The following is an 18398-nucleotide window of genomic DNA, read 5'->3' as shown; positions in this document are numbered from 1 at the left end:
CACCATGGACATCGACGACCTCAGACAGCAACTGCGCGCCGCCGGCGCGCGCCCGCGCCACGAGACGCTGGCGCTGCGCGCCTGGGCGCAGGGGCTGCCGCTGCAGGCCTTCGCGCGCCGTGCGGATTCGGCCTTCCCGGCCCGGCTGAAGGCGGCGCTGCCGGACATCGAGGCGCGGCTCGCAGGCCTGGTGCGGGTCAGCGAGGAGCACCCGGCCGCCGATGGCTCGGCGCGGCTGCTGCTCGGCCTCGCCGATGGCCAGGCCGTCGAGTGCGTGCTGTTGCCGCGCGACGGGGTCTGCGTCTCGACCCAGGTGGGCTGCGCCGTGGGCTGCCTGTTCTGCATGACCGGCCGCGCGGGGCTGCTGCGCCAGCTCGGCAGCGCCGAGATCGTCGCCCAGGTGGCGCTGGCCCGCGCGCGGCGGCCATTGCGGCGCGTGGTGTTCATGGGCATGGGCGAGCCGGCCCACAACCTCGAGCGGGTGATGGAAGCGATCGTGCTGCTCGGCACCGAGGGCGGCCTCGGCCACAAGAACCTGGTGTTCTCCACCGTCGGGGATCGCCGGGTGTTCGAGAAGCTGCCGCTCGCGGCGGTGAAGCCGGCGCTGGCCCTGTCGCTGCATACCACGCGGGCGGAGCTGCGTGCGCAGCTGCTGCCCAGGGCGCCGCGCCTGTCGCCGGAGGAACTGGTGGAGCGGGGCGAGGCCTACGCGCGCGCCACCGGCTACCCGATCCAGTACCAGTGGACCCTGCTCGAAGGCATCAACGACGGCGATGACGAGGTGGAGGGCATTGCCCGCCTGCTCGCCGGCAGGTACGCGGTGATGAATTTCATCCCGTACAACCGCGTCGACGGCCTGCCGTACCGGCGGCCGACCTGGGAGCGCGCCGCGGACATGGCGCGCCGGCTCCAGCAGCACGGCGTGCTCGCCAAGCTGCGCCGCTCGGCTGCCCAGGACGTGGACGGGGGCTGTGGCCAGCTGCGGGCGCGCGCCTTGCCGGGCGCGCCCGCGGCCGGATTCAGTTGCAGCCGCTCAGCCCGTTGATCCAGTCGGTGATCAGCGTCACCGCGGCCGCGTCCACCACCGTGCTGCCGAGCGGCGGCATGGCATAGGGACCGCGGTTGCTGATGCGTGCGCGCACCATCGAGTTGGCGGCATCCCCGGGCTTGATCAGCTTCGGATCGGTGAAGCTGCCGCCCGCGGCCACTGCGACGTTGCAGGCGTGGGTCTCGGCGAGCGGGGTGTCGTAGCGCAGGTCCATCGACGAGGAGGTCGGGCCTCCGGGCCGGTGGCAGCCCGCGCAGTTGCTGTGCAGCCAGGCGCGTGCCCGTGCCGACAGCGCCTGGCTGCCGACCTCCGGGTTGGCCAGTGCCGGCAGCGTGCCCGGGTTGCCGATGGGCGCGGCGAACAGGCCGATGTGGTCCAGCGTCGCCAGCTGGTTGGCGGTGCGGCCGGTGGACGGGTAGAGCTGCTCGCCGTTGAGCTGTGCCGTCTCCGGGCCGAGGGTGTAGCCCGCGGCGGCCGTGTGGCAGCGCAGGCAGTCGGCCTCGCTCGGGTAGATCCAGTTCTGGCCGTCGATCAGCCTGGTCTTGCCATCCTTGATGCGGGTGGCGCTGCTGCCGTTCCACTCCCAGGTGTAGCCGCGCCATTCGCCGTCCGGATGCCGCATGAACATGCGGGTCTCGATCGGATTGCCGTTGAGGCGGAAGACCTTGAGGATCACCGAGCCCTTGGGGAAGGTCCAGTGGTGGTTGGCATCGACGCTGACGGTGGTGCCGTCGGGAATCGCCAGCCAGCGATCCTTGTGCACGCCATCGGACCAGAACGGCGCGTTGACCCCGTAGGGGATCAGGCCCGGGCCGGGCTGCGACGGATCGGAGGCATCGACGCAGGGGCTGTCGGCCAGGTCGGTCCAGACTTCGTCGGACGCGGTGCCGCCCGGCATCAGCACGATCTTGCGCACGACGCCGTTGTCGAAGTCGGCCAGGTAGGGTTCGCCATCGAGGCCGCGGGCGAAGTCCGTGATGCCGTTGCTGACGGTGGTCAGCGAGTTGACGCTGAAGGTGCCGTCGCCGTTGTCGGTCACCGTCCGCAGGGCATTGCCGAGGAAGTCGGCGAACAGGTACTTGCCCTGCAGCTCGGGGATGGCGCTGCCGTGGTAGACGAAGCCGCCCGTGACCGAGCCGTTGGTGCCGTCGTGTGCGTACTCGGCCACCGGATCGATCAGCGGCTGGCCGTTCGCCGTGGTGGCGCAGCCGGTGCCGCCGGGGTAGAGCTCGGGTGTGCAATGCGCGCCCTCGCGCTCCGGCCAGCCGTAGTTGCCGCCCTTCTGCACCAGGTCGATCTCCTCCCAGGTCTTCTCGCCGACGTCGGCCAGCCACAGCCGCCCGGTAGGCGGGTCGAAGCTCCAGCGCCAGGGGTTGCGGAAGCCGGAGGCGTAGATCTCCGCGCAGTCATCGGCGCCGGTGCCGCCGGTGGTGCCGCAGCGGGCCTTGCCGGCGTAGGGGTTGTCCGCCGGAATGGTGTAGCCGGGGTTCGGGAAGGCCACGCCGTTGACGCCGATGCGGATCAGCTTGCCGAGCAGCTTCTTCATGTTCTGGGCGTCGCGGTCGGCGAGCGCCGTGGCGCCGTCGCCGAAGCCGACGTACAGGTAGCCGCCCGGCCCGAAGGCGATCTCGCCGCCCTTGTGGTAGAGCTCCGGCTGGTTGAGCGTCAGCAGGACTTCCTCGGGCGGGTTGGTGCCGCCATCGAGCTTCAGGCGCGCCACCCGCGTCACCATCTCGTAGCCGCTGCCGCCACTTGCGGGGGTGGTGTAGACGATGAAGGCCTCGGCCGTGGCCGGGTAGTTCGGGTGGAAGGCCATGCCGAGCAGGCCGCCCTCGCCGCGGGCGTCCACCCGCGTGTGGATGTCGAGGAAGGTGGTGATGCTGGTGACGTTGGCGGACTCGAAGCGCTTCACGTAGCCGGCCTTCTCCAGCACGTACCAGTGCGTCGGGTCGCCGGGGGTCTGCAGGATCTTGGTGGGCTGCGTGAACGAGTAGTCGCTGAATGCCTCGAGCGTCACCCCCGCGCCGCTGGTCGGCCGCGGCGGCGCGACGCAGCCGCTGGCGCTCGGGTTGGCCGGCCGGGCGTCGAGGCCGAAGAGCGCCGTGCCATCGTCGTTGCCGATGGTGCCCTGTGCCGTGCCCTGCAGGATCACCGCGCCGGAGGGGTTGGCGAGGACCAGCGAGAAGGATTCATCGGTCTCCGCGTCGGTGTCGCCGTTGACGGTGACGGTGACCACCTGCGAGGTGGTGCCGGCCGGGAACGTCACCGTGCCGCTGGTGGCGACGTAGTCGCTGCCGGCCAGCGCATTGCCGTTGGCGGTGGCGTAGTCGACGCTGACCGTGGTGGCCGCGGCCGGGTTCAGGCTGATGGTGAAGGCCAGTGGCTTGGTGCCGCTGTTGCCCTCGCTGACGCTGCTGCCGGTGACCGACAGGTTGGGCAGCGTGTCGTCGTTCCGGATGGTGCCGGTGGCGGTGCCGGTGGCAATGGTGGCGCCGACCGCATTGGCGAGCTGCACCTGGAAGGTCTCGTCGGCTTCGGGGACCAGGTCGCCATGGATGGTCACGGCGATGCTGCGCGAGGTGGTGCCGGCCGGGAAGCTCAGCGTGCCCGGGCCGGGATCGGTGTAGTCCTCGCCCGCCGTGGCGGTGCCCGCGGCGACCGTGTAGTCCACGGTGACGGTACCGGTGGCCGCCGCGCTCAGCGACACGGTGAAGGTCATGGTCGTGGTGCCGGAATTGCCTTCCGCCAGGCTGGCGTTGCCGATCGAGATCGTCGGCGGCCCGGGGGGTGTCGTGCCGGAGCCATTCCCGCCGCCGGTGCCGCCGCCACCGCCGCCGCAGGCAGTGAGGACGAGTGAAAGCAGGGCGGGCCAGTGCCGCCAGGGCAAGGCAGGTCGGGTCATGGGTTCGCGCACTCCGGAAGCAGCGTCACGTGCGGGCGGCATTGTGTCACGGAAGCGCTGTCGGAAAAGCGGAACGGTTCGACAGAATCCCGCAGGCGTTTCGCTGCTCGTCAGCAACGGTGCGGGTCGGCTAGAGTACCCGGCACATCCACCAGCCCGCGGCATCCAGACCTCCGTGCACGACATCGCCAGCCCGGCTGCCCGCGCCACAGCGCCCTGCGTCCTGCACGAGGACGAGCAGCTGCTGGTGGTGCTCAAGCCCGCCGGCTGGAACACGCATGCACCGGCGCCGTTCGCCGGCGAGGGCATCTACGAGTGGTTGCGTGACCGCGAGCCACGCTGGGCGGGACTCGCCATCGTTCACCGGCTCGACCGCGACACCTCCGGCGTCATGGTCTTCGCGAAGACACCGCTGGCGAGCCGCTCGCTCACCGCGCAGTTCGCTGCCCGCGAGGTACACAAGCGCTACCTGCTGCTCACCGATCGCGCGGCACCCGCGGGGGAGCTGCGGGTGGACGCGGCACTGGCCCGTGCGGGAGACCGCCAGATCGTGCAGCCGGCCGGCCGCGGCGGCGAATCCGCCATCACCGTCTTCCGGCCGGCCGGTGCGATGGACGGCCCGGGCGGCAGGCCGTACGCGGCGGTGATGGCGGAGCCGGTCACCGGCCGCACCCACCAGGTGCGCGTGCATGCGGCGGCCAGCGGCTTCCCGGTGCTGGGTGATGCGCTCTATGGCGGCGGGCCGGCGCCACGGCTCTGCCTGCATGCCCAGTCGCTCACGCTGCGGCATCCGGCTTCCGGCGAACCGGTCGGCTTCGAGTCGCCGGCGGATTTTCCCGCGGACCGGCGCGCGGCGCTGCGCGCGGCCTTCATCGATCCGGCGGCCACCGATGCCTGCCGCCTGCTGCATGGCGCCGCCGATGGCCAGCCCGGGCTGTACGTGGAGCGGCTCGGCGGCTTCCTGCTGGCACAGTCGCAACACGAACCGTCGGCGGACGAGCGGCGGCTCCTCGCCGCGCTGCCGGCGGATGGTCGCTACCACAAGCGCCTCGACCGCCAGGTCCGCCGGCTGGCGGCGGAGGACGCCAGCCCCCGTCACCTCGACGGCGGCATCGCGCCGGAGCGCTTCACGGTGCGCGAGAACGGCGTGCGCTACGAACTCGGCTTCGGCGAAGGCTATTCCACCGGCCTGTTCCTCGACCAGCGCGACAACCGGCGGCGCTTCCTCACCGGGCATGTGGCAGCGGGCTTCCCGCTGTACGCCGCGGGCTGCACCGCGCCCGAGGTGCTCAATGCCTTCGCCTACACCTGCGGCTTCTCGGTCTGCGCCGCGCTGGGCGGCGCGCGGGTCACCAGCCTCGATCTCTCGCAGCGCTATCTCGACTGGGGGCGGCGCAACTTCATCCTCAACGGCCTCGATCCCGCTGCCCACGATTTCATCTACGGCGATGCCTTCGACTGGTTCCGCCGCCTGGCCCGCAAGGGGCGGCGCCACGATGCGCTGGTCCTCGACCCGCCCACCTTCTCGCAGTCGAAGGCGCAGGGGCGCTTCCGCGTCGAGGCGGACTACGGGCGGCTGGTGGCCGCCGCGCTGCCGTTGCTGGCGCCGGGCGGCGTGCTGCTGGCCTGCGCGAACACGGCCAGGCTGCCGGCGGAGGCCTTCGTGGCGACGGTGCGCGAGGCGGTGGCCGCCGGTGGGCGCCGCATCGAGGCCACCCACTACGCGCCGCAGCCGCCGGATTTCCCGGTGACACGGGACGAGCCGGCGCATCTCAAGACCTTCTGGCTGCGTCTCGGCTGAAGCACCGCAGCGGCCGGCGACCGAGAAGCAGGTGCCGGTGTTACGGTTACGGTAACCGCCGGACGCTGCTGGATCAGGTCGATGGCGTCAGCCCGAGTGCCAGGAGGTCATCAGGTCGGCGGGGCAGGTTACCGTAACCGTAACACTGGCACCTATTTCCCCAGGCGGCGGTCTTCGAGTTCCACCCAGCGGGCGGTGGCGGCTTCGTGCTCCTGCTGCCGGGCTTCCAGCGCGGCGAGCACCGGGGCGCTGCGCTCCCATCCCCGGGCGTAGAAGTCCGGCGCCGCCACCTCGCGCTCGAGCGCGGCGATCTCCGCCTCGAGGGCCTCGATGCGCGGCACCAGGCCGTCGAGTTCACGCTGGTCCTTGTAGCTGAGCCTGGGCCGGGCAGGAGGGCGCGGTATCGCGGCGACCGCCACTGCGGCGCGCGCCGGTGCCGTGGCGTCGGCTGCGCCGGCCGCATCCGGCGGATCCTCCGCCACCGCCAGCTCGTCGCCCTGGGCCAGCCAGTCGGAGTAGCCGCCCGGGTAGCGGCGCACCCGGCCGCCGGCCTCGAAGGCCAGGGTGCTGGTGACCACGTTGTCCATGAACATGCGGTCGTGGCTGACGACGATGAGCGTGCCGTCGTACTGGCGCAGCTGCTCCTCGAGCACTTCCAGGGTCTCGACATCGAGGTCGTTGGTCGGTTCGTCGAGCACCAGCAGGTTGCTGGGGCGGGTGAACAGGCGCGCGAGGATGACGCGGTTGCGCTCGCCGCCGGAAAGCGCCCGCACGGGCGTCATGGCGCGCCGGGCGCTGAACAGGAAACCCTGCAGGTAGCCGATGATGTGCACGTCACGGCCACCGAGCCTGACGAAATCGTAGCCGTCGCCGACCACCTGGGCGACGGTCCTGTCGGGATCGAGGCTCTCGCGCAGCTGGCCGAAGTAGCCGGTCTCGATGCCGGTGCCCAGCTTCACCGAGCCTTCCTGCGGGGCGATCTCGCCCAGCAGGATGCGCAGCAGCGTGGTCTTGCCGACGCCGTTGTTGCCGATGAGGCCGAGCCGCTCGCCACGCATCAACTTCACCGACAGGTCGCGGAACAGCCAGTGCCCGCCGAAGCCGTGGCCGATGCCGCGGGCCTCGATGACCTTGCGGCCCGAGGGCTCGGCGCCCTCGATGGCGATGCGCGGCTTGCGCACCGGAGAGAGGCGTGCGGCACGCTGCTCGCGCAGCTTCATCAGCGCGCGCACCCGGCCCTCGTTGCGGGTGCGCCGTGCCTTGATGCCCTGGCGGATCCAGGTTTCCTCGGCGGCGAGCTTCCTGTCGAACAGCGCGTTGTGCGCCTGCTCGTCGGCGGCGAGCTGCTCGCGCCGGCCGAGAAACTCCAGGTAGTTGCCCGGGAAGCTGATGAGCCGGCCGCGGTCGAGCTCGACGATGCGGGTGGCGATGCGGTCGAGGAAGGCGCGGTCGTGGCTGATGAACAGCACGGCACCGCCGTAGCGCTGGATGCGCGATTCCAGCCACTCGATGCTGGCGATGTCGAGGTGGTTGGTGGGCTCGTCGAGCAGCAGCAGGTCAGGCCGCGACACCAGCGCCCGTGCCAGCCCCACGCGGCGGCGCCAGCCACCGGAGAGCTCGCCGAGCCGCCGCCCCGGCGGCAGCGCCAGCTCGCTCATCATGGCTTCCACCCGCTGGCCGATCTGCCAGCCATCCAGCAGGTCGATGCGCTGCTGCAGTTCCGCCAGCGTCGTCGCCTGCGCCGGATTGCCCGCACGGGCCAGCGCCTCGAAGCGGTCCACCAGTGCCTGCAGCCCCGCCAGCCCGCCGGCCACCACCTCGCGTACCGTCAGGCCCTCGTCCGCCGGCAGCTCCTGCTCCAGCGTGCTGACGACGAGATCCTTGCGCGGCGCCACCTCGCCGGAATCCGGCTGCAGCTCCCCGGTGACCAGCCGCAACAGCGTGGTCTTGCCGGCGCCGTTGCGGCCGATGACGCAGACCCGCTCGCCCGGCTCGATGGAGAAATCCACATCGGTGAAGACCGGCACATCACCGAAGGCGAGGGAGACGCGGTTGAGGCGGACGAGGGCCATGGGGTTCTTGCCAAAGAAGTGAAAGAGGGAGTGGGGCGATTGTCGGGCCCGCAGCCCTGACAGCCGATGCGAAACGCAATTCGGAAGATCTGACGGATCTCGACACCGCTGTGGTCGGGCCACCCGTCTGGACCGCGGCATGCCAAATGCTTGCGCTGTTACATCAAGCGGCTTGGATGCATCTTCACCCTCCACGACCAGCTGCTCGACCGCCTTGCCTCCTTCAACCTTTACCAGGCGTCAACCAGCGTCAGCAGTTTGCCTGTTCGCATGCATCGACGACACGACTTGACTCATACAGCCTGGGGATGTCCTTGCTGTTGACCCTGAACTGGCTGCGTCGCTTTGCAGAAGGTCTTTCCGTGGACACCTTTTCAAGCTTGATGCCCGGGTCGTAGTACACCTTTCCCGCGTCCACCGCAGCGAGAAAACGGCCGAACTCGGCTCCCTCACCCAGCAGGATGCTTCGCCCGAAGCGGTACTGCCGCTCGGGTTCCAGTCGTTGCTGTGCCGGCACGAAAGCGGCGTGAGCATGCTTTGCTTTCCAGTGGTCGATCAGCTTCGCAAACGACCAACCCATGGCCTCCCGGTCCTCGATGTCCAGCAACCGAATGGCACCGGTCGGGGAGTAGGTTCCTTCCTCGGCATTGAAGCCTTCCAGCACCATGCGCAGGCTCGTTCTGGCGTGAGCGGTGCCATTGGCACGGTACAGCCCACCAAAATTCAGACGATCCGGCCGACCCATGGTATCTACATATCCATATAGGCGCATGAAAGCCTGAAGTCCGTCATGAACGTAGACGCCGGACGTCGGCTCCGGCGTGAATAGAGTTACCACGCTGCTGCTTGGTGCGGCCGAATTCGGCACGCTCCGGGCCTTGATCTCCCATCCGCGGAAATCCGGCTGTGAATATCCATTCGAACGAATTCCGAGCAGGGATTCCAGCGTATTGCCGTTGCAGTTCGGTGCGTTGCACGGAACCAGAACACCATTCTTGTCGAGGCGGCGTGATGGTACCCAGTCACGGCGATGGATGACGCATAACTTGTGCATCAGGTCAACGAAGCCGTCACCTTCTGCTATTCCGGGAATCGGCAGGATGAAGAACATGCCGTAGGCATCGCGCGGATGATGGACAGCAATCTCATGCGCAGCGGGTGATTCCGGCGGGAGCGTCATGCCCATTATCCGTTTTCCGCTTCCCACGCCGAAGACGAGTACTCGACCTGGCTCCTCGCCGCGCTTTCTTTTATCGTACAGTGATGACGGTGGATCACTGCAGCCCGCGAGGAATCCTGAAAAGCGAACTTCCGGATACTGGGGGTAGAAGATGAGCTTGGCATCCGGCGCTTGGCATGGGCGCCCATCCTTGCTGATCCAGGAGAAGTCCAGTGCGGAACGGTATACCGCAGCGACCCCACCGCGCTTGCTGGTTGTGGATTGATGGAGAGTCACCTCTCCGGACGGAATCTTGCCCAAGTGCGACAGGTCAGGTGCAAGGTAGACTTGGTTCTTGCTGTTGGCGTTTCGCGGAAGTACTTTGTAGAGAATTTCGGTGGTGCCGTTATCCTTCATCAACCGGAAAATTGTCGCCAAGTCGATTTCGGATAGCCACTTGTCCCGATCTTCGCTTTCCGCCACTACCGTACCTTTCTCTCGTCTGACCGAAGTCGTGCGATAAGCGCATCCATCTTCCGTTGATTCACTTCGCATGACCACACGACGTGTACCCGCCAGCCCAGTCGGCGGAGCTGCTGTTTCACCAGCGCGTCCCGCTTCCTGTTTTCTGCAAACTTCGCTTGCCAGAATGCGATATTGCTGGCGGGTGTCGTCGAGTACCGGCAGTCGGGGTGCCGATGCCAGAAGCAACCATGCACGAACACGACAGCACGAAATCGCGGAAGCGTCACATCAGGTCTGCCTGGCAGATTCGCGTGCAGGCGGAAACGGAATCCGGCCCGGTGAAGAAAGCTGCGTACGGTGCGCTCGGGCTTCGTGTTCTTGCCGCGAATTCCCGACATCATCCGGCTTCGCGTGCCTCGGTCCACGACATCCATCAGCAAGCCCTCTCCGGAATCGCAAAACGGCTGCGATACAGGGGCATGCGCCCTGCTGCTACGCTGCCAGAAGAGATTTCTGTCTTGCCAACTCCGGGTCGATCAGTTTCCGGATGCGAGGTAGCATCACTCGGGCAACCTCGCGCATGACCGGCACGACCACGCTGTTGCCGAATTGCTTGTAGGCCTGTGTGTCACTCACCGGAATTACGAAATTGTCCGGGAATCCCATGAGTCGAGCGCATTCGCGCGGGGTCAGCCGCCTGGGGAGGCTGCGCGGCCCCTGCGAAACCAGAATTTCCGAGCCGTCCTTGTAGTACCTGGCCGAAAGCGTGCGCGCGACGCTGTCACCGTTCACCAGCCCGTAGCCGAACCCGTTGCCCGCAGCCTTGTGCTTGGCGGCATAGCCTTTCAGATACGCCCATAGTTTCGGCGTGAGCGTGTAGCGACCGTCTACCTCGGCCTTTGGGCCAAACGTGTAGTGGCTCTCTGCGCGCTCGCTGCCATCCTGGGGATGCAAGATGGAGGAAAGGACGGGTTTCTTCTCCGGAAGCATCACATCCGCCCAATCGAAGTCGATCTTCTCCGAGAACCCCACTATCAGTATGCGCTCGCGATGCTGCGGAACGAAATGTGCGCCGTCGATCACTTTAAAGTGAATGTGGTAGCCGAGATCTTCTTCCAGAACCCTCTTGATAACGCGAAACGTGTTGCCTTTGTCGTGGCTGACCAGGTTTTTCACGTTCTCCAGGAGGAAGGCGGCAGGACGCTTGGCGGCGATGATTCGCGCCACATCGAAGAACAGGGTTCCCTGCGTCTCGTCCGCGAATCCGTGAGCACGTCCGAGAGCATTTTTCTTCGAGACTCCCGCGATGCTGAACGGCTGGCATGGAAAGCCCGCCAGCAGAACGTCGTGATCTGGAACATCGTGTTCAGCTACATTGGTGATATCGCCTGCCAACGCATGGGCAGAGTTGGGGAAATTGGCGAGATAGGTTTTCTGGGCCCATGAATTCCACTCGCTGGTGAACACGCACCGCCCGCCGTGCACCTCGAAAGCCATGCGGATGCCGCCGATTCCCGCGAATAGGTCGATGAAGCTGAAGGCGCAATTGCCGGCATCAAGGCTGCCTGCAAGCGGCAGCAGACGCTGACGAATGGCATCCACCAGATACGGCGGTGGCTCGGTTTCCCGTGTTTCCCAGCGACGCAGCGTACGAGTGGTAATGCCCAGTGCTTCCGCCAACTCTCTCTGGTTGTAGCGACCGCGCAGGGAAGTGAGCAGCTGAATCGGGTCTTCCACGGCACAACTCCGGCTCAAGATCAGACAGGGACGATCTGCGGACATTATGTCCCTTCCATTGCCCGAATCTCAACCTTCTGGCTGCCTCATGACTGCTGTTGCGTGATTGCCCGGCCTTGCCCGGGTCCGGGGCTGTCGACGGTGCCGGTCCAAACGTCGCCGAGATCGCTCGGTACACCCCGTATCGTCTGTCCACACGGGACGCCATGCAGGCGATCGTCAGGCAGCAGCGACTACCTCCGCCGCGAATGGCATCAGGCGTGGAAGCGGTGCAACAGAAACGCTGTTCATTCAGGCGGCTCGTGATGCCGCCGGGTACGTGAAATGCTCCCGCGCCAGCCGCAGCTGCTCCGCGGCGCTGCCCGTCTGGTTGATCCGCGCGCGGAACTCCGCGGCGCCGGCCTGGGCGGCGGCGTACCAGCCGAGGTGCTTGCGGGCGATGCGCACGCCCATGTACTCGCCGTAGAAGGCGTGCAGCGCCTGCAGGTGGCCGAGCAGGATCTCCGCCACCTCGGCCACGGAGGGTTCGGGCAAGGGTTCGCAGCCGCGCAGGCGCGCGGCGATGTCGCGGAAGATCCACGGACGGCCCTGTGCGGCGCGGCCGATCATCACCGCATCGGCGCCGGTGCGCCGGAGCAGGGCGAGCGCCTGGCCGGCGTCGCGGATGTCGCCGTTGAGGATCACCGGGATGCGCACCGCGGCCTTCACCGCGGCCACCGTGTCGTGCTCGGCCTCGCCGCGGAAGTGGTCCTCGCGGGTGCGGCCGTGTACCGCCAGCGCGGCCACGCCGGCGGCCTCGGCGATGCGCGCCACCGCGACGGCGTTGCGCCCGGCGCGCGAGTAGCCGGTGCGGATCTTCAGCGTCACCGGCACCGGCACGGCGGCGACCACGGCATCGAGGATGCGCCCGACGAGGGCCTCGTCGCGCAGCAGGGCGGAGCCCGAGGCGACGTTGCACACCTTCTTCGCCGGGCAGCCCATGTTGATGTCGATGATGTCGGCGCCGAGCGCGACGTTGTGCCGTGCCGCATCCGCGAGCATGGCCGGGTCGTAGCCGGCGATCTGCACGCTGACCGGCGCGGGCTCGCCGGCGTGGTCCATGCGCTGGCGGGACTTGCGCGTGCCCCACAGCCGCGGGTCGGCGATGGTCATCTCCGACACGGCGAGTCCCGCGCCCAGGCGCCGGCAGAGCTGGCGGAAGGGCTTGTCGGTGACCCCGGCCATGGGGGCGAGGATCAGCGGCGGGTCGATGAGGTGGGGGCCGATGTGCATGGCCGCGGGATTGTAGCCGGGGCCATCCGCGGCGGGTATCTTGGCGCCGGAGCCTGGCATCGTGGATCACCCCCTGCGCCGCATCATCCACCTCGACATGGATGCGTTCTACGCCTCCGTGGAGCAGCGCGACGACCCGGCACTGCGCGGGCGCCCGGTGGCCGTGGGCGGTTCGCCCCGCTCCCGGGGCGTGGTGGCGGCGGCGAGCTACGAGGCGCGCGCCTTCGGCGTGCGCTCGGCCATGCCGATGGCGCGGGCGCTGCGGCAGTGCCCGGACCTGGTCGTGGTCCGGCCGGATTTCCCGCGCTACCGCGAGGCCTCGCAGCGGGTCATGGCGATCCTGCGCTCGGCGACGCCGCTGGTCGAGCCGCTGTCGCTGGACGAGGCCTACCTGGATGTCACCGACAACCTGTGGGGGGAACCGCTGGCCAGCAGCGTCGCGCGCGGGCTCAAGCAGCGCATCCGCGAGGAGCTCGCGCTCACCGCTTCCGCCGGCGTTGCGCCCAACAAGTTCCTCGCCAAGATCGCCTCGGGCTGGCGCAAGCCGGACGGACTGACGGTGATCGCGCCGGCCCGCGTGGAGGCCTTCCTGCAGCAGCTGCCGGTGGAGGCCCTGTGGGGCGTGGGACCGGTGACCGCGAGGAAGCTGCACGCCATCGGCATCGGGCGGCTGGTGGATGTGCGGGCGGCGGACCCGGCGGTGCTCGCCGGCGCGGTCGGCAGCCTCTCGGGTCGCCTGCAGGAACTGGCGCGTGGCGAGGACCAGCGGCCAGTCAGGCCGGATCGCCCGTGGAAGTCCATTTCCGCGGAGACCACGTTTGCCACGGACCTCGCCGACCCGGCGACGCAGGCCGAGGAAATTGCGCGTCTCGCGGCCCGGGTAGCGGCATCGCTGGCGAAACGCCGGTTGCGCGCGCGCACCGTCACCATCAAGGTGCGCTACGGGGATTTCACCACCGTGACCCGCAGCCACAGCGAGCTGCTGGCCACGGCCGATGCCAGCGACATCACCGGCCGGGCACTGGCCCTGCTCGCGCGCACCGAGGCCACCACCCGCCCGGTGCGCCTCCTCGGAGTGGGCAGCCACGGGCTGGTGGCCGGGAGCGGCGTATGAATCGCGCCGGCGTCACCAAGCTGGTGGCGGCCTGGCCGGTGTCCGCCCGGGTGTTGCCAACCTGCGGCAGATCCTGCCAGTCACATGGGTTTTGCGCCTGGCAGCGAGCCGAACCGCCGGGTGACGATATTCCACACATGCGGCAGCTCCGCGAGGCATATAGTATGCATGCCGTCAATACTCTTGAATTCGACCCGATGAGACAGGTTGTCATCAGCCGCGGTGAAAGCGGCTACTGGATAGCCGAGTGCCCGAGCCTGCCGGGTTGCGTCTCGCAGGGACTGACGCGCGAGGAAGCGATCCGGAACATCAAGGCGGCTATAGCTCTCTATATCGAGACGCTCAAGGACGACGGACTGGCCGTTCCGGACGATACATTCGAAACCACCGTCATCGCAGTGTGACGAAATTGCCGCGGGTCTCGGGGCGGCAATGCGTGGCTGCTCTCGAAATGGCGGGTTTCACGAGGCGCCGCCAGCATGGCAGCCATATCGTGCTCCGTCGTGATGAGCCATTTGCACAGGTTGTGGTCCCGGATCATCGGGAATTGGATCGCGGCACGCCGACGTCAGCGTGGAGGAGTTCTGCAACCGGCTTTGACCGCGTGTGGCTCAGCGGCCGGCAGCCCCTGATGGCGCCCTGTCCGCGGGATCTGTCATCGACTCCAATGCAGCCGAGGCTTCGAGCCATGATTCCTCCACGGCTTCCAGCCGCCGGCGCAGGTCTTTCTGCTCGCGGCTCAGGGCCGCGGCGCGGCTGTGCTCCGCGTAGACCGTCGGGTCCTGCAGCTCCTGTTCGATGGCGGTGATCCGCGTGTTGAGCTTCTGCACCTCGGTCTCGGCCTTCTGTACCGTGTCGCGCAGGTCCTTCAGCCGGGCGCGCTGTTCGGCCGAGGCGCGCCGCTGTTCCTTCGGCGACAGGCGCGGGCTGCTGGACGCTGCGGGGGTTGCCGTGACGGATGCCTCCGGCGGGTCGCTCCGCTCGCGCTGGGTGAGCCAGCGCGCGTAGTCGTCGAGGTCGCCGTCGAAGGGCTGGACGCTGCCGCCGGCGACGCGCCAGAGGCTGTCGCAGCTGCTCTCCAGCAGGTGGCGGTCGTGCGACACCAGCACCAGCGCGCCGGCGTAGTCCTGCAGGGCGATCTCCAGCGCATGGCGCAGGTCGAGGTCGAGGTGGTTGGTGGGCTCGTCCAGCAGCAGCAGGTTCGGCCGGCCATGGACCAGCAGTGCGAGCGCGAGGCGCGCCTTCTCGCCGCCCGAGAACGGACCCACGGGCTCGAAGACCCGGTCGCCGCGGAAGTGGTAGGCGGCGAGGTACTCGCGGCCGGCCTTCTCGCCGAGGCGCGGTGCCTGGCGGCGCAGGTGGTCGAGCGGCGAGGCCGCGGGATCGAGCTGCTCGAGCTGGTGCTGGGCAAAGTAGCCGACGCCGAGCCAGGGGCTGCGCACCACGGCGCCGGCCCGGGGTTCGAGGGTACCGGCCAGCAGCCTGGTGAGCGTGGACTTGCCGGCGCCGTTGGGGCCGAGGATGCCGAGGCGATCGCCCGGCGACAGCGTCATGCGCACGCCGGAGAGCACCGTGCGCTCGCCATAGCCGGCGGCGGCGCGGTCGAGCACCAGCAGCGGCTCGGGCAGGCGTTCCGGCGCCGGGATCGTGAAGTCGAACTCGGCATCGGCATGCGCCGGCGCCGCGAGGCGGATGCGCTCGATCATCTTCACCCGCGCCTGCGCCTGGCGCGCCTTGCTGGCCTTGGCCTTGAAGCGGTCGACGAAGGACTGCAGGTGGGCGATCTGGCGCTGCTGCTGGGCGCGCAATGCGCCCTGCTGTGCCATGCGCTCGGCGCGCAGTCGTTCGAACTGCGAATAGTTGCCGGTGTAGAGCGTCGCCGTGCCCTGGGCGAGGTGCAGGGTGTGGGTGGTGACGGCGTCGAGGAAGTCGCGGTCGTGGGAAATCACCAGCAGGGTGCCGGCATAGGACTTCATCCACGCCTGCAGCCACAGCACGGCATCCAGGTCGAGGTGGTTGGTGGGTTCGTCGAGCAGCAGCAGGTCCGAGCGGCAGAGCAGGGCGCGCGCCAGGTTGAGGCGCATGCGCCAGCCGCCGGAGAACTCCGCCACGGCACGCGCCTGGTCCGCCTCCTCGAAGCCCAGGCCCTGCAGCAGCTTCGCCGCCCGCGCGCGGGCCGCATAGCCGTCGATGGTGTAGAGGTGCTCGTGCAGGCGGGCGATGCGCGCGGCGTCGTGGGCCGCCTCGGCCGCGGCCAGTTCCGCCTCGGTGGCGCGCAGTTCCGCGTCGCCGTCCAGCGCATAGTCGAGGGCGCTGCGCGGGCTGGCCGGGGTCTCCTGGGCGACGCTGGCCACGGCCAGGTTGCGCGGCAGCGAGACGGTCCCCGCATCCGGCGCGATCTCGCCGGTGACGAGGCCGAACAGGCTGGTCTTGCCGGTGCCGTTGCGCCCGACCACGCCGAGGCGCCAGCCGGCGTAGGCGGCGAAGCTCACGTCGGTGAGCAGCGTGCGGGGTCCGCGCGAGAGCGTGACGTTGGCGAAGGTGAGCATCGGGGGGCGCAGTGTAGCGGCCGGCCTTGTGAAGCGCGATGGCGGAAGGCAACATCGCGCCTGCCGGCAGCCGCCGCCCCTTGGCGCATCCGGCCGGCGGGGAAGACCATGGTCGAGCACATCGAGTTCGGCGGCAGGACGTTCGCCATCATCCTCTCGGGCCGTTTCCGCGAGCCCGGCGTGCATTTCTTCACGCCCGGCAGCTTTTCCCAGCAGGTGGCCTACATGCGCCATGCCGCCGGCAAGACCATCGATCCCCACATCCACAACCCGGTGCCGCGGGAGGTGCAGTACACCTCCGAGGTGCTGCTGCTGCGCAAGGGCCGGCTGCGCGTGGACTTCTACGGCGAGGACCGCCAGTACCTCGACAGCCGCACGCTGGAGGGCGGGGACGTCATCCTGCTGGTCCAGGGCGGCCATGGCTTCGAGGTGCTGGAGGAGGTCGAGATGGTCGAGGTGAAGCAGGGCCCCTACGCCGGCGACCAGGACAAGACGCGGTTCGCGGCCAGCCGGCCGCGCTGACCGTGCCCGGCGCGGCGATGGACTTCAGCGTCGTGGTGCCGACGCGCAACCGCTGCGAGGCGCTGCGCGTGGCGCTGACCTCGATCCTCGAGCAGCGCCTGGAGCATGGACGCTTCGAGGTGCTCGTCGTCGACAACGGCTCGACCGATGGCACCCGCGCGCTGGTGGACGAGCTGCGCGCGCGGCACCCCGGGCTGGCCTATCACCACGCGGCCGAGCCTGGCCTGCACGTGGGCCGGCACAAGGGACTGCGGGAGAGCCGCGGCGATATTCTGGTGTACGTGGACGATGACATCAGGGCCGCGCCGGGCTGGCTGGCCGGCCTGCGCGAGGCCATGGCGGATCCGCGGGTGGCGATGGCGGGCGGGCGCGTGCTGCCCGAGTGGGGCGCCACCCCACCGGACTGGATCCGGCGCCTGTGGGAGCAGCCTCAGGCCGAGGGCCGTGTGCTGCCGGACCTGTCCATCCTCGACCTCGGCGACAGGCCGCGGCCGATTCCGCCAACGCTGGTCTTCGGCTGCAACTTCGCCGTGCGACGCTCCGTGTTGCTGGCTGCCGGTGGCTTCCATCCGGATGGCTTTCCGCAGGAACTGATCCGTTTCCGCGGTGACGGCGAGTCCTGGGTCTCGGCATACGTGGAGGAGCAGGGGCTGCTGGCGTTCTACCATCCCGACGCCAGCATCCAGCATTGCATTCCCGCCTCGCGTCTCACGGCCGGGTACTTCCGCCAGCGTCAGTTCAACCAGGGCATTTCCGACTCCTACACGGCGATCCGCCGCGCGGGCGGCTTGCGGCGCGCCGGCTTGTCATCGAAGGTACTGCGCCGCCGGCTGCGCCGCTCGCTGCGCCGCCTGCTGGGGCGCGTACCGGCGGATTTCGCCGCCATCCCCGACAGCGAGATCCAGCGGGAGCTGCGGCAGAGCCATGATGAGGGCTACGAGTTCCACCAGCAGGCCGTTCGCCGCGATCCGCGGCTGCTGGCCTGGGTCCTGCAGAAATCGTATTTCTAGGGTGAGCCCATGAGCGAAGCCTTGTACAGCGGCAGCTACTACTCCGAGCGCCACCAGCGCACCCTGCCGGCAGCCCGCGCCGTCACGGCCTTCGTGCGTGAACGCCTGCCGATGCCCGTGAATTCGGTGCTGGACCTGGGCTGCGGCGTGGGGACCTGGCTGTCGGTCTGGCGGGAGGCGGGGGCGCGGGTCCACGGCTTCGATGGCGACTGGGTGCCGGCCGAACACCTGCAGATTCCTGCCGATGCGCTGGTGCGTTGCAATCTCGCCGAGGGGATCACCTTCGCGCAGCGCGTGGACCTGGCCATGAGCCTGGAATGCGCGGAGCACCTGCCCGAGGCGGCGGCGGCGGGTTTCGTCGATACGCTGTGCAATGCAGCCGATTTCGTGCTGTTCGCCGCCGCGATTCCCGGCCAGACCGGTGAAGGCCACATCAACGAACAATGGCCGGCCTGGTGGGCCCGGCTGTTCGCCGCGCGCGGCTTCCAGTGCCTGGACTGGATCCGGCCGGCATTCTGGGACGACGGACGGCTCGACTGGTGGTACCGGCAGAACCTGATGCTCTATGTGCGCAACCAGCGTATGGCGGAGCTGCGGCCACCGCCGCCGCGGCAGGATGGCATGCCGCCGGCACTGGTGCATCCCGGCTGCCTGGCCATGTACCTGGGCAGTGGAGCCGGTACCGCTCCGGCAGCGCCCCGGCGGCGCTGGTTTCGCGGCATCCGCCGGCTGCTGGGAAGCTGACCG

General features: G+C 68.9%; 14 protein-coding genes and 1 pseudogene. 8 read left to right on the top strand and 7 right to left on the bottom strand.

The window, feature by feature from the left end; genetic code table 11:
* Nucleotides 1-4: 4 nt before the first annotated feature.
* Nucleotides 5-1045, top strand: coding sequence for an RNA methyltransferase (locus HRU81_10935; GenBank protein ID QOJ32579.1), 1041 nt, complete (start codon nt 5-7; stop codon nt 1043-1045).
* On the opposite strand, the gene HRU81_10930 is transcribed toward HRU81_10935, so the two are convergent.
* Nucleotides 1020-3950: a PQQ-dependent sugar dehydrogenase gene (locus HRU81_10930; protein ID QOJ32578.1), complete on the bottom strand. Its 2931-nt coding sequence runs from the start codon at nt 3948-3950 to the stop codon at nt 1020-1022. The two genes, HRU81_10935 and HRU81_10930, sit on opposite strands and share 26 nt — an antisense overlap.
* Before the next feature lie 175 nt (nt 3951-4125).
* Here HRU81_10930 and HRU81_10925 point away from each other — a divergent pair, with 175 nt between their 5' ends.
* The gene (locus HRU81_10925; GenBank protein QOJ32577.1) at nt 4126-5751 is read left to right on the top strand and encodes a class I SAM-dependent methyltransferase; all 1626 of its coding nucleotides are present in this window, start codon (nt 4126-4128) and stop codon (nt 5749-5751) included.
* A gap of 152 nt (nt 5752-5903) precedes the next feature.
* Here the strand turns inward: HRU81_10925 and HRU81_10920 are convergent, their stop codons facing one another.
* The 5 genes from HRU81_10920 to dusB all read right to left on the bottom strand — a co-directional run bounded on the left by HRU81_10920 (nt 5904) and on the right by dusB (nt 12456).
* Nucleotides 5904-7823, bottom strand: a complete 1920-nt coding sequence (locus tag HRU81_10920) for an ATP-binding cassette domain-containing protein (GenBank protein ID QOJ32576.1) — start codon at nt 7821-7823, stop codon at nt 5904-5906.
* A gap of 250 nt (nt 7824-8073) precedes the next feature.
* Nucleotides 8074-9465, bottom strand: a complete 1392-nt coding sequence (locus tag HRU81_10915; protein ID QOJ32575.1) for an MvaI/BcnI restriction endonuclease family protein — start codon at nt 9463-9465, stop codon at nt 8074-8076.
* The gene (gene vsr / locus HRU81_10910) at nt 9465-9881 is read right to left on the bottom strand and encodes a DNA mismatch endonuclease Vsr (protein ID QOJ32574.1); all 417 of its coding nucleotides are present in this window, start codon (nt 9879-9881) and stop codon (nt 9465-9467) included. Before vsr ends, HRU81_10915 begins: the two co-directional genes overlap by 1 nt.
* Nucleotides 9882-9939: 58 nt before the next feature.
* Nucleotides 9940-11229 (bottom strand): DNA (cytosine-5-)-methyltransferase, encoded by a 1290-nt coding sequence (gene dcm, locus HRU81_10905; GenBank protein QOJ32573.1) that lies wholly within the window; start codon nt 11227-11229, stop codon nt 9940-9942.
* A 246-nt stretch (nt 11230-11475) separates the two neighbouring features.
* Complete coding sequence (gene dusB, locus HRU81_10900) at nt 11476-12456, bottom strand: tRNA dihydrouridine synthase DusB (GenBank protein QOJ33380.1); 981 nt, start codon at nt 12454-12456, stop codon at nt 11476-11478.
* 97 nt (nt 12457-12553) lie between these two features.
* Between dusB and dinB the strand changes: the two genes are divergently transcribed.
* The 3 genes and pseudogenes from dinB (at nt 12554) to HRU81_10885 (ending at nt 14132) form a co-directional block, all read left to right on the top strand.
* Complete coding sequence (gene dinB / locus HRU81_10895; GenBank protein QOJ33379.1) at nt 12554-13570, top strand: DNA polymerase IV; 1017 nt, start codon at nt 12554-12556, stop codon at nt 13568-13570.
* Between the two features lie 197 nt (nt 13571-13767).
* Nucleotides 13768-13974, top strand: coding sequence for a type II toxin-antitoxin system HicB family antitoxin (locus HRU81_10890; protein QOJ33378.1), 207 nt, complete (start codon nt 13768-13770; stop codon nt 13972-13974).
* Nucleotides 13971-14132: pseudogene (locus tag HRU81_10885) on the top strand (type II toxin-antitoxin system HicA family toxin). Before HRU81_10890 ends, HRU81_10885 begins: the two are co-directional and overlap by 4 nt.
* A gap of 49 nt (nt 14133-14181) precedes the next feature.
* Here HRU81_10885 and HRU81_10880 read toward each other — a convergent pair.
* Entirely contained in the window at nt 14182-16119 is a 1938-nt protein-coding gene (locus HRU81_10880) for an ATP-binding cassette domain-containing protein (protein QOJ32572.1), read from the bottom strand.
* A 108-nt stretch (nt 16120-16227) separates the two neighbouring features.
* Here HRU81_10880 and HRU81_10875 point away from each other — a divergent pair, with 108 nt between their 5' ends.
* From HRU81_10875 to HRU81_10865, 3 genes are read left to right on the top strand one after another with little or no spacing between them, the layout of a single operon-like run.
* A complete protein-coding gene (locus HRU81_10875; protein ID QOJ32571.1) occupies nt 16228-16641 on the top strand; it encodes a hypothetical protein in 414 nt (137 codons plus the stop codon).
* 17 nt (nt 16642-16658) lie between these two features.
* The gene (locus tag HRU81_10870) at nt 16659-17651 is read left to right on the top strand and encodes a glycosyltransferase family 2 protein (GenBank protein ID QOJ32570.1); all 993 of its coding nucleotides are present in this window, start codon (nt 16659-16661) and stop codon (nt 17649-17651) included.
* A 9-nt stretch (nt 17652-17660) separates the two neighbouring features.
* Nucleotides 17661-18395: a methyltransferase domain-containing protein gene (locus HRU81_10865; protein QOJ32569.1), complete on the top strand. Its 735-nt coding sequence runs from the start codon at nt 17661-17663 to the stop codon at nt 18393-18395.
* Nucleotides 18396-18398 lie beyond the last annotated feature (3 nt).

The sequence above is a fragment of the Gammaproteobacteria bacterium genome (assembly GCA_015709695.1).
Lineage (GTDB): Bacteria > Pseudomonadota > Gammaproteobacteria > Steroidobacterales.
The sequence above is the reverse complement of the archived record's forward strand: the minus strand, read 5'-3'. Positions and strand labels throughout refer to the sequence as shown.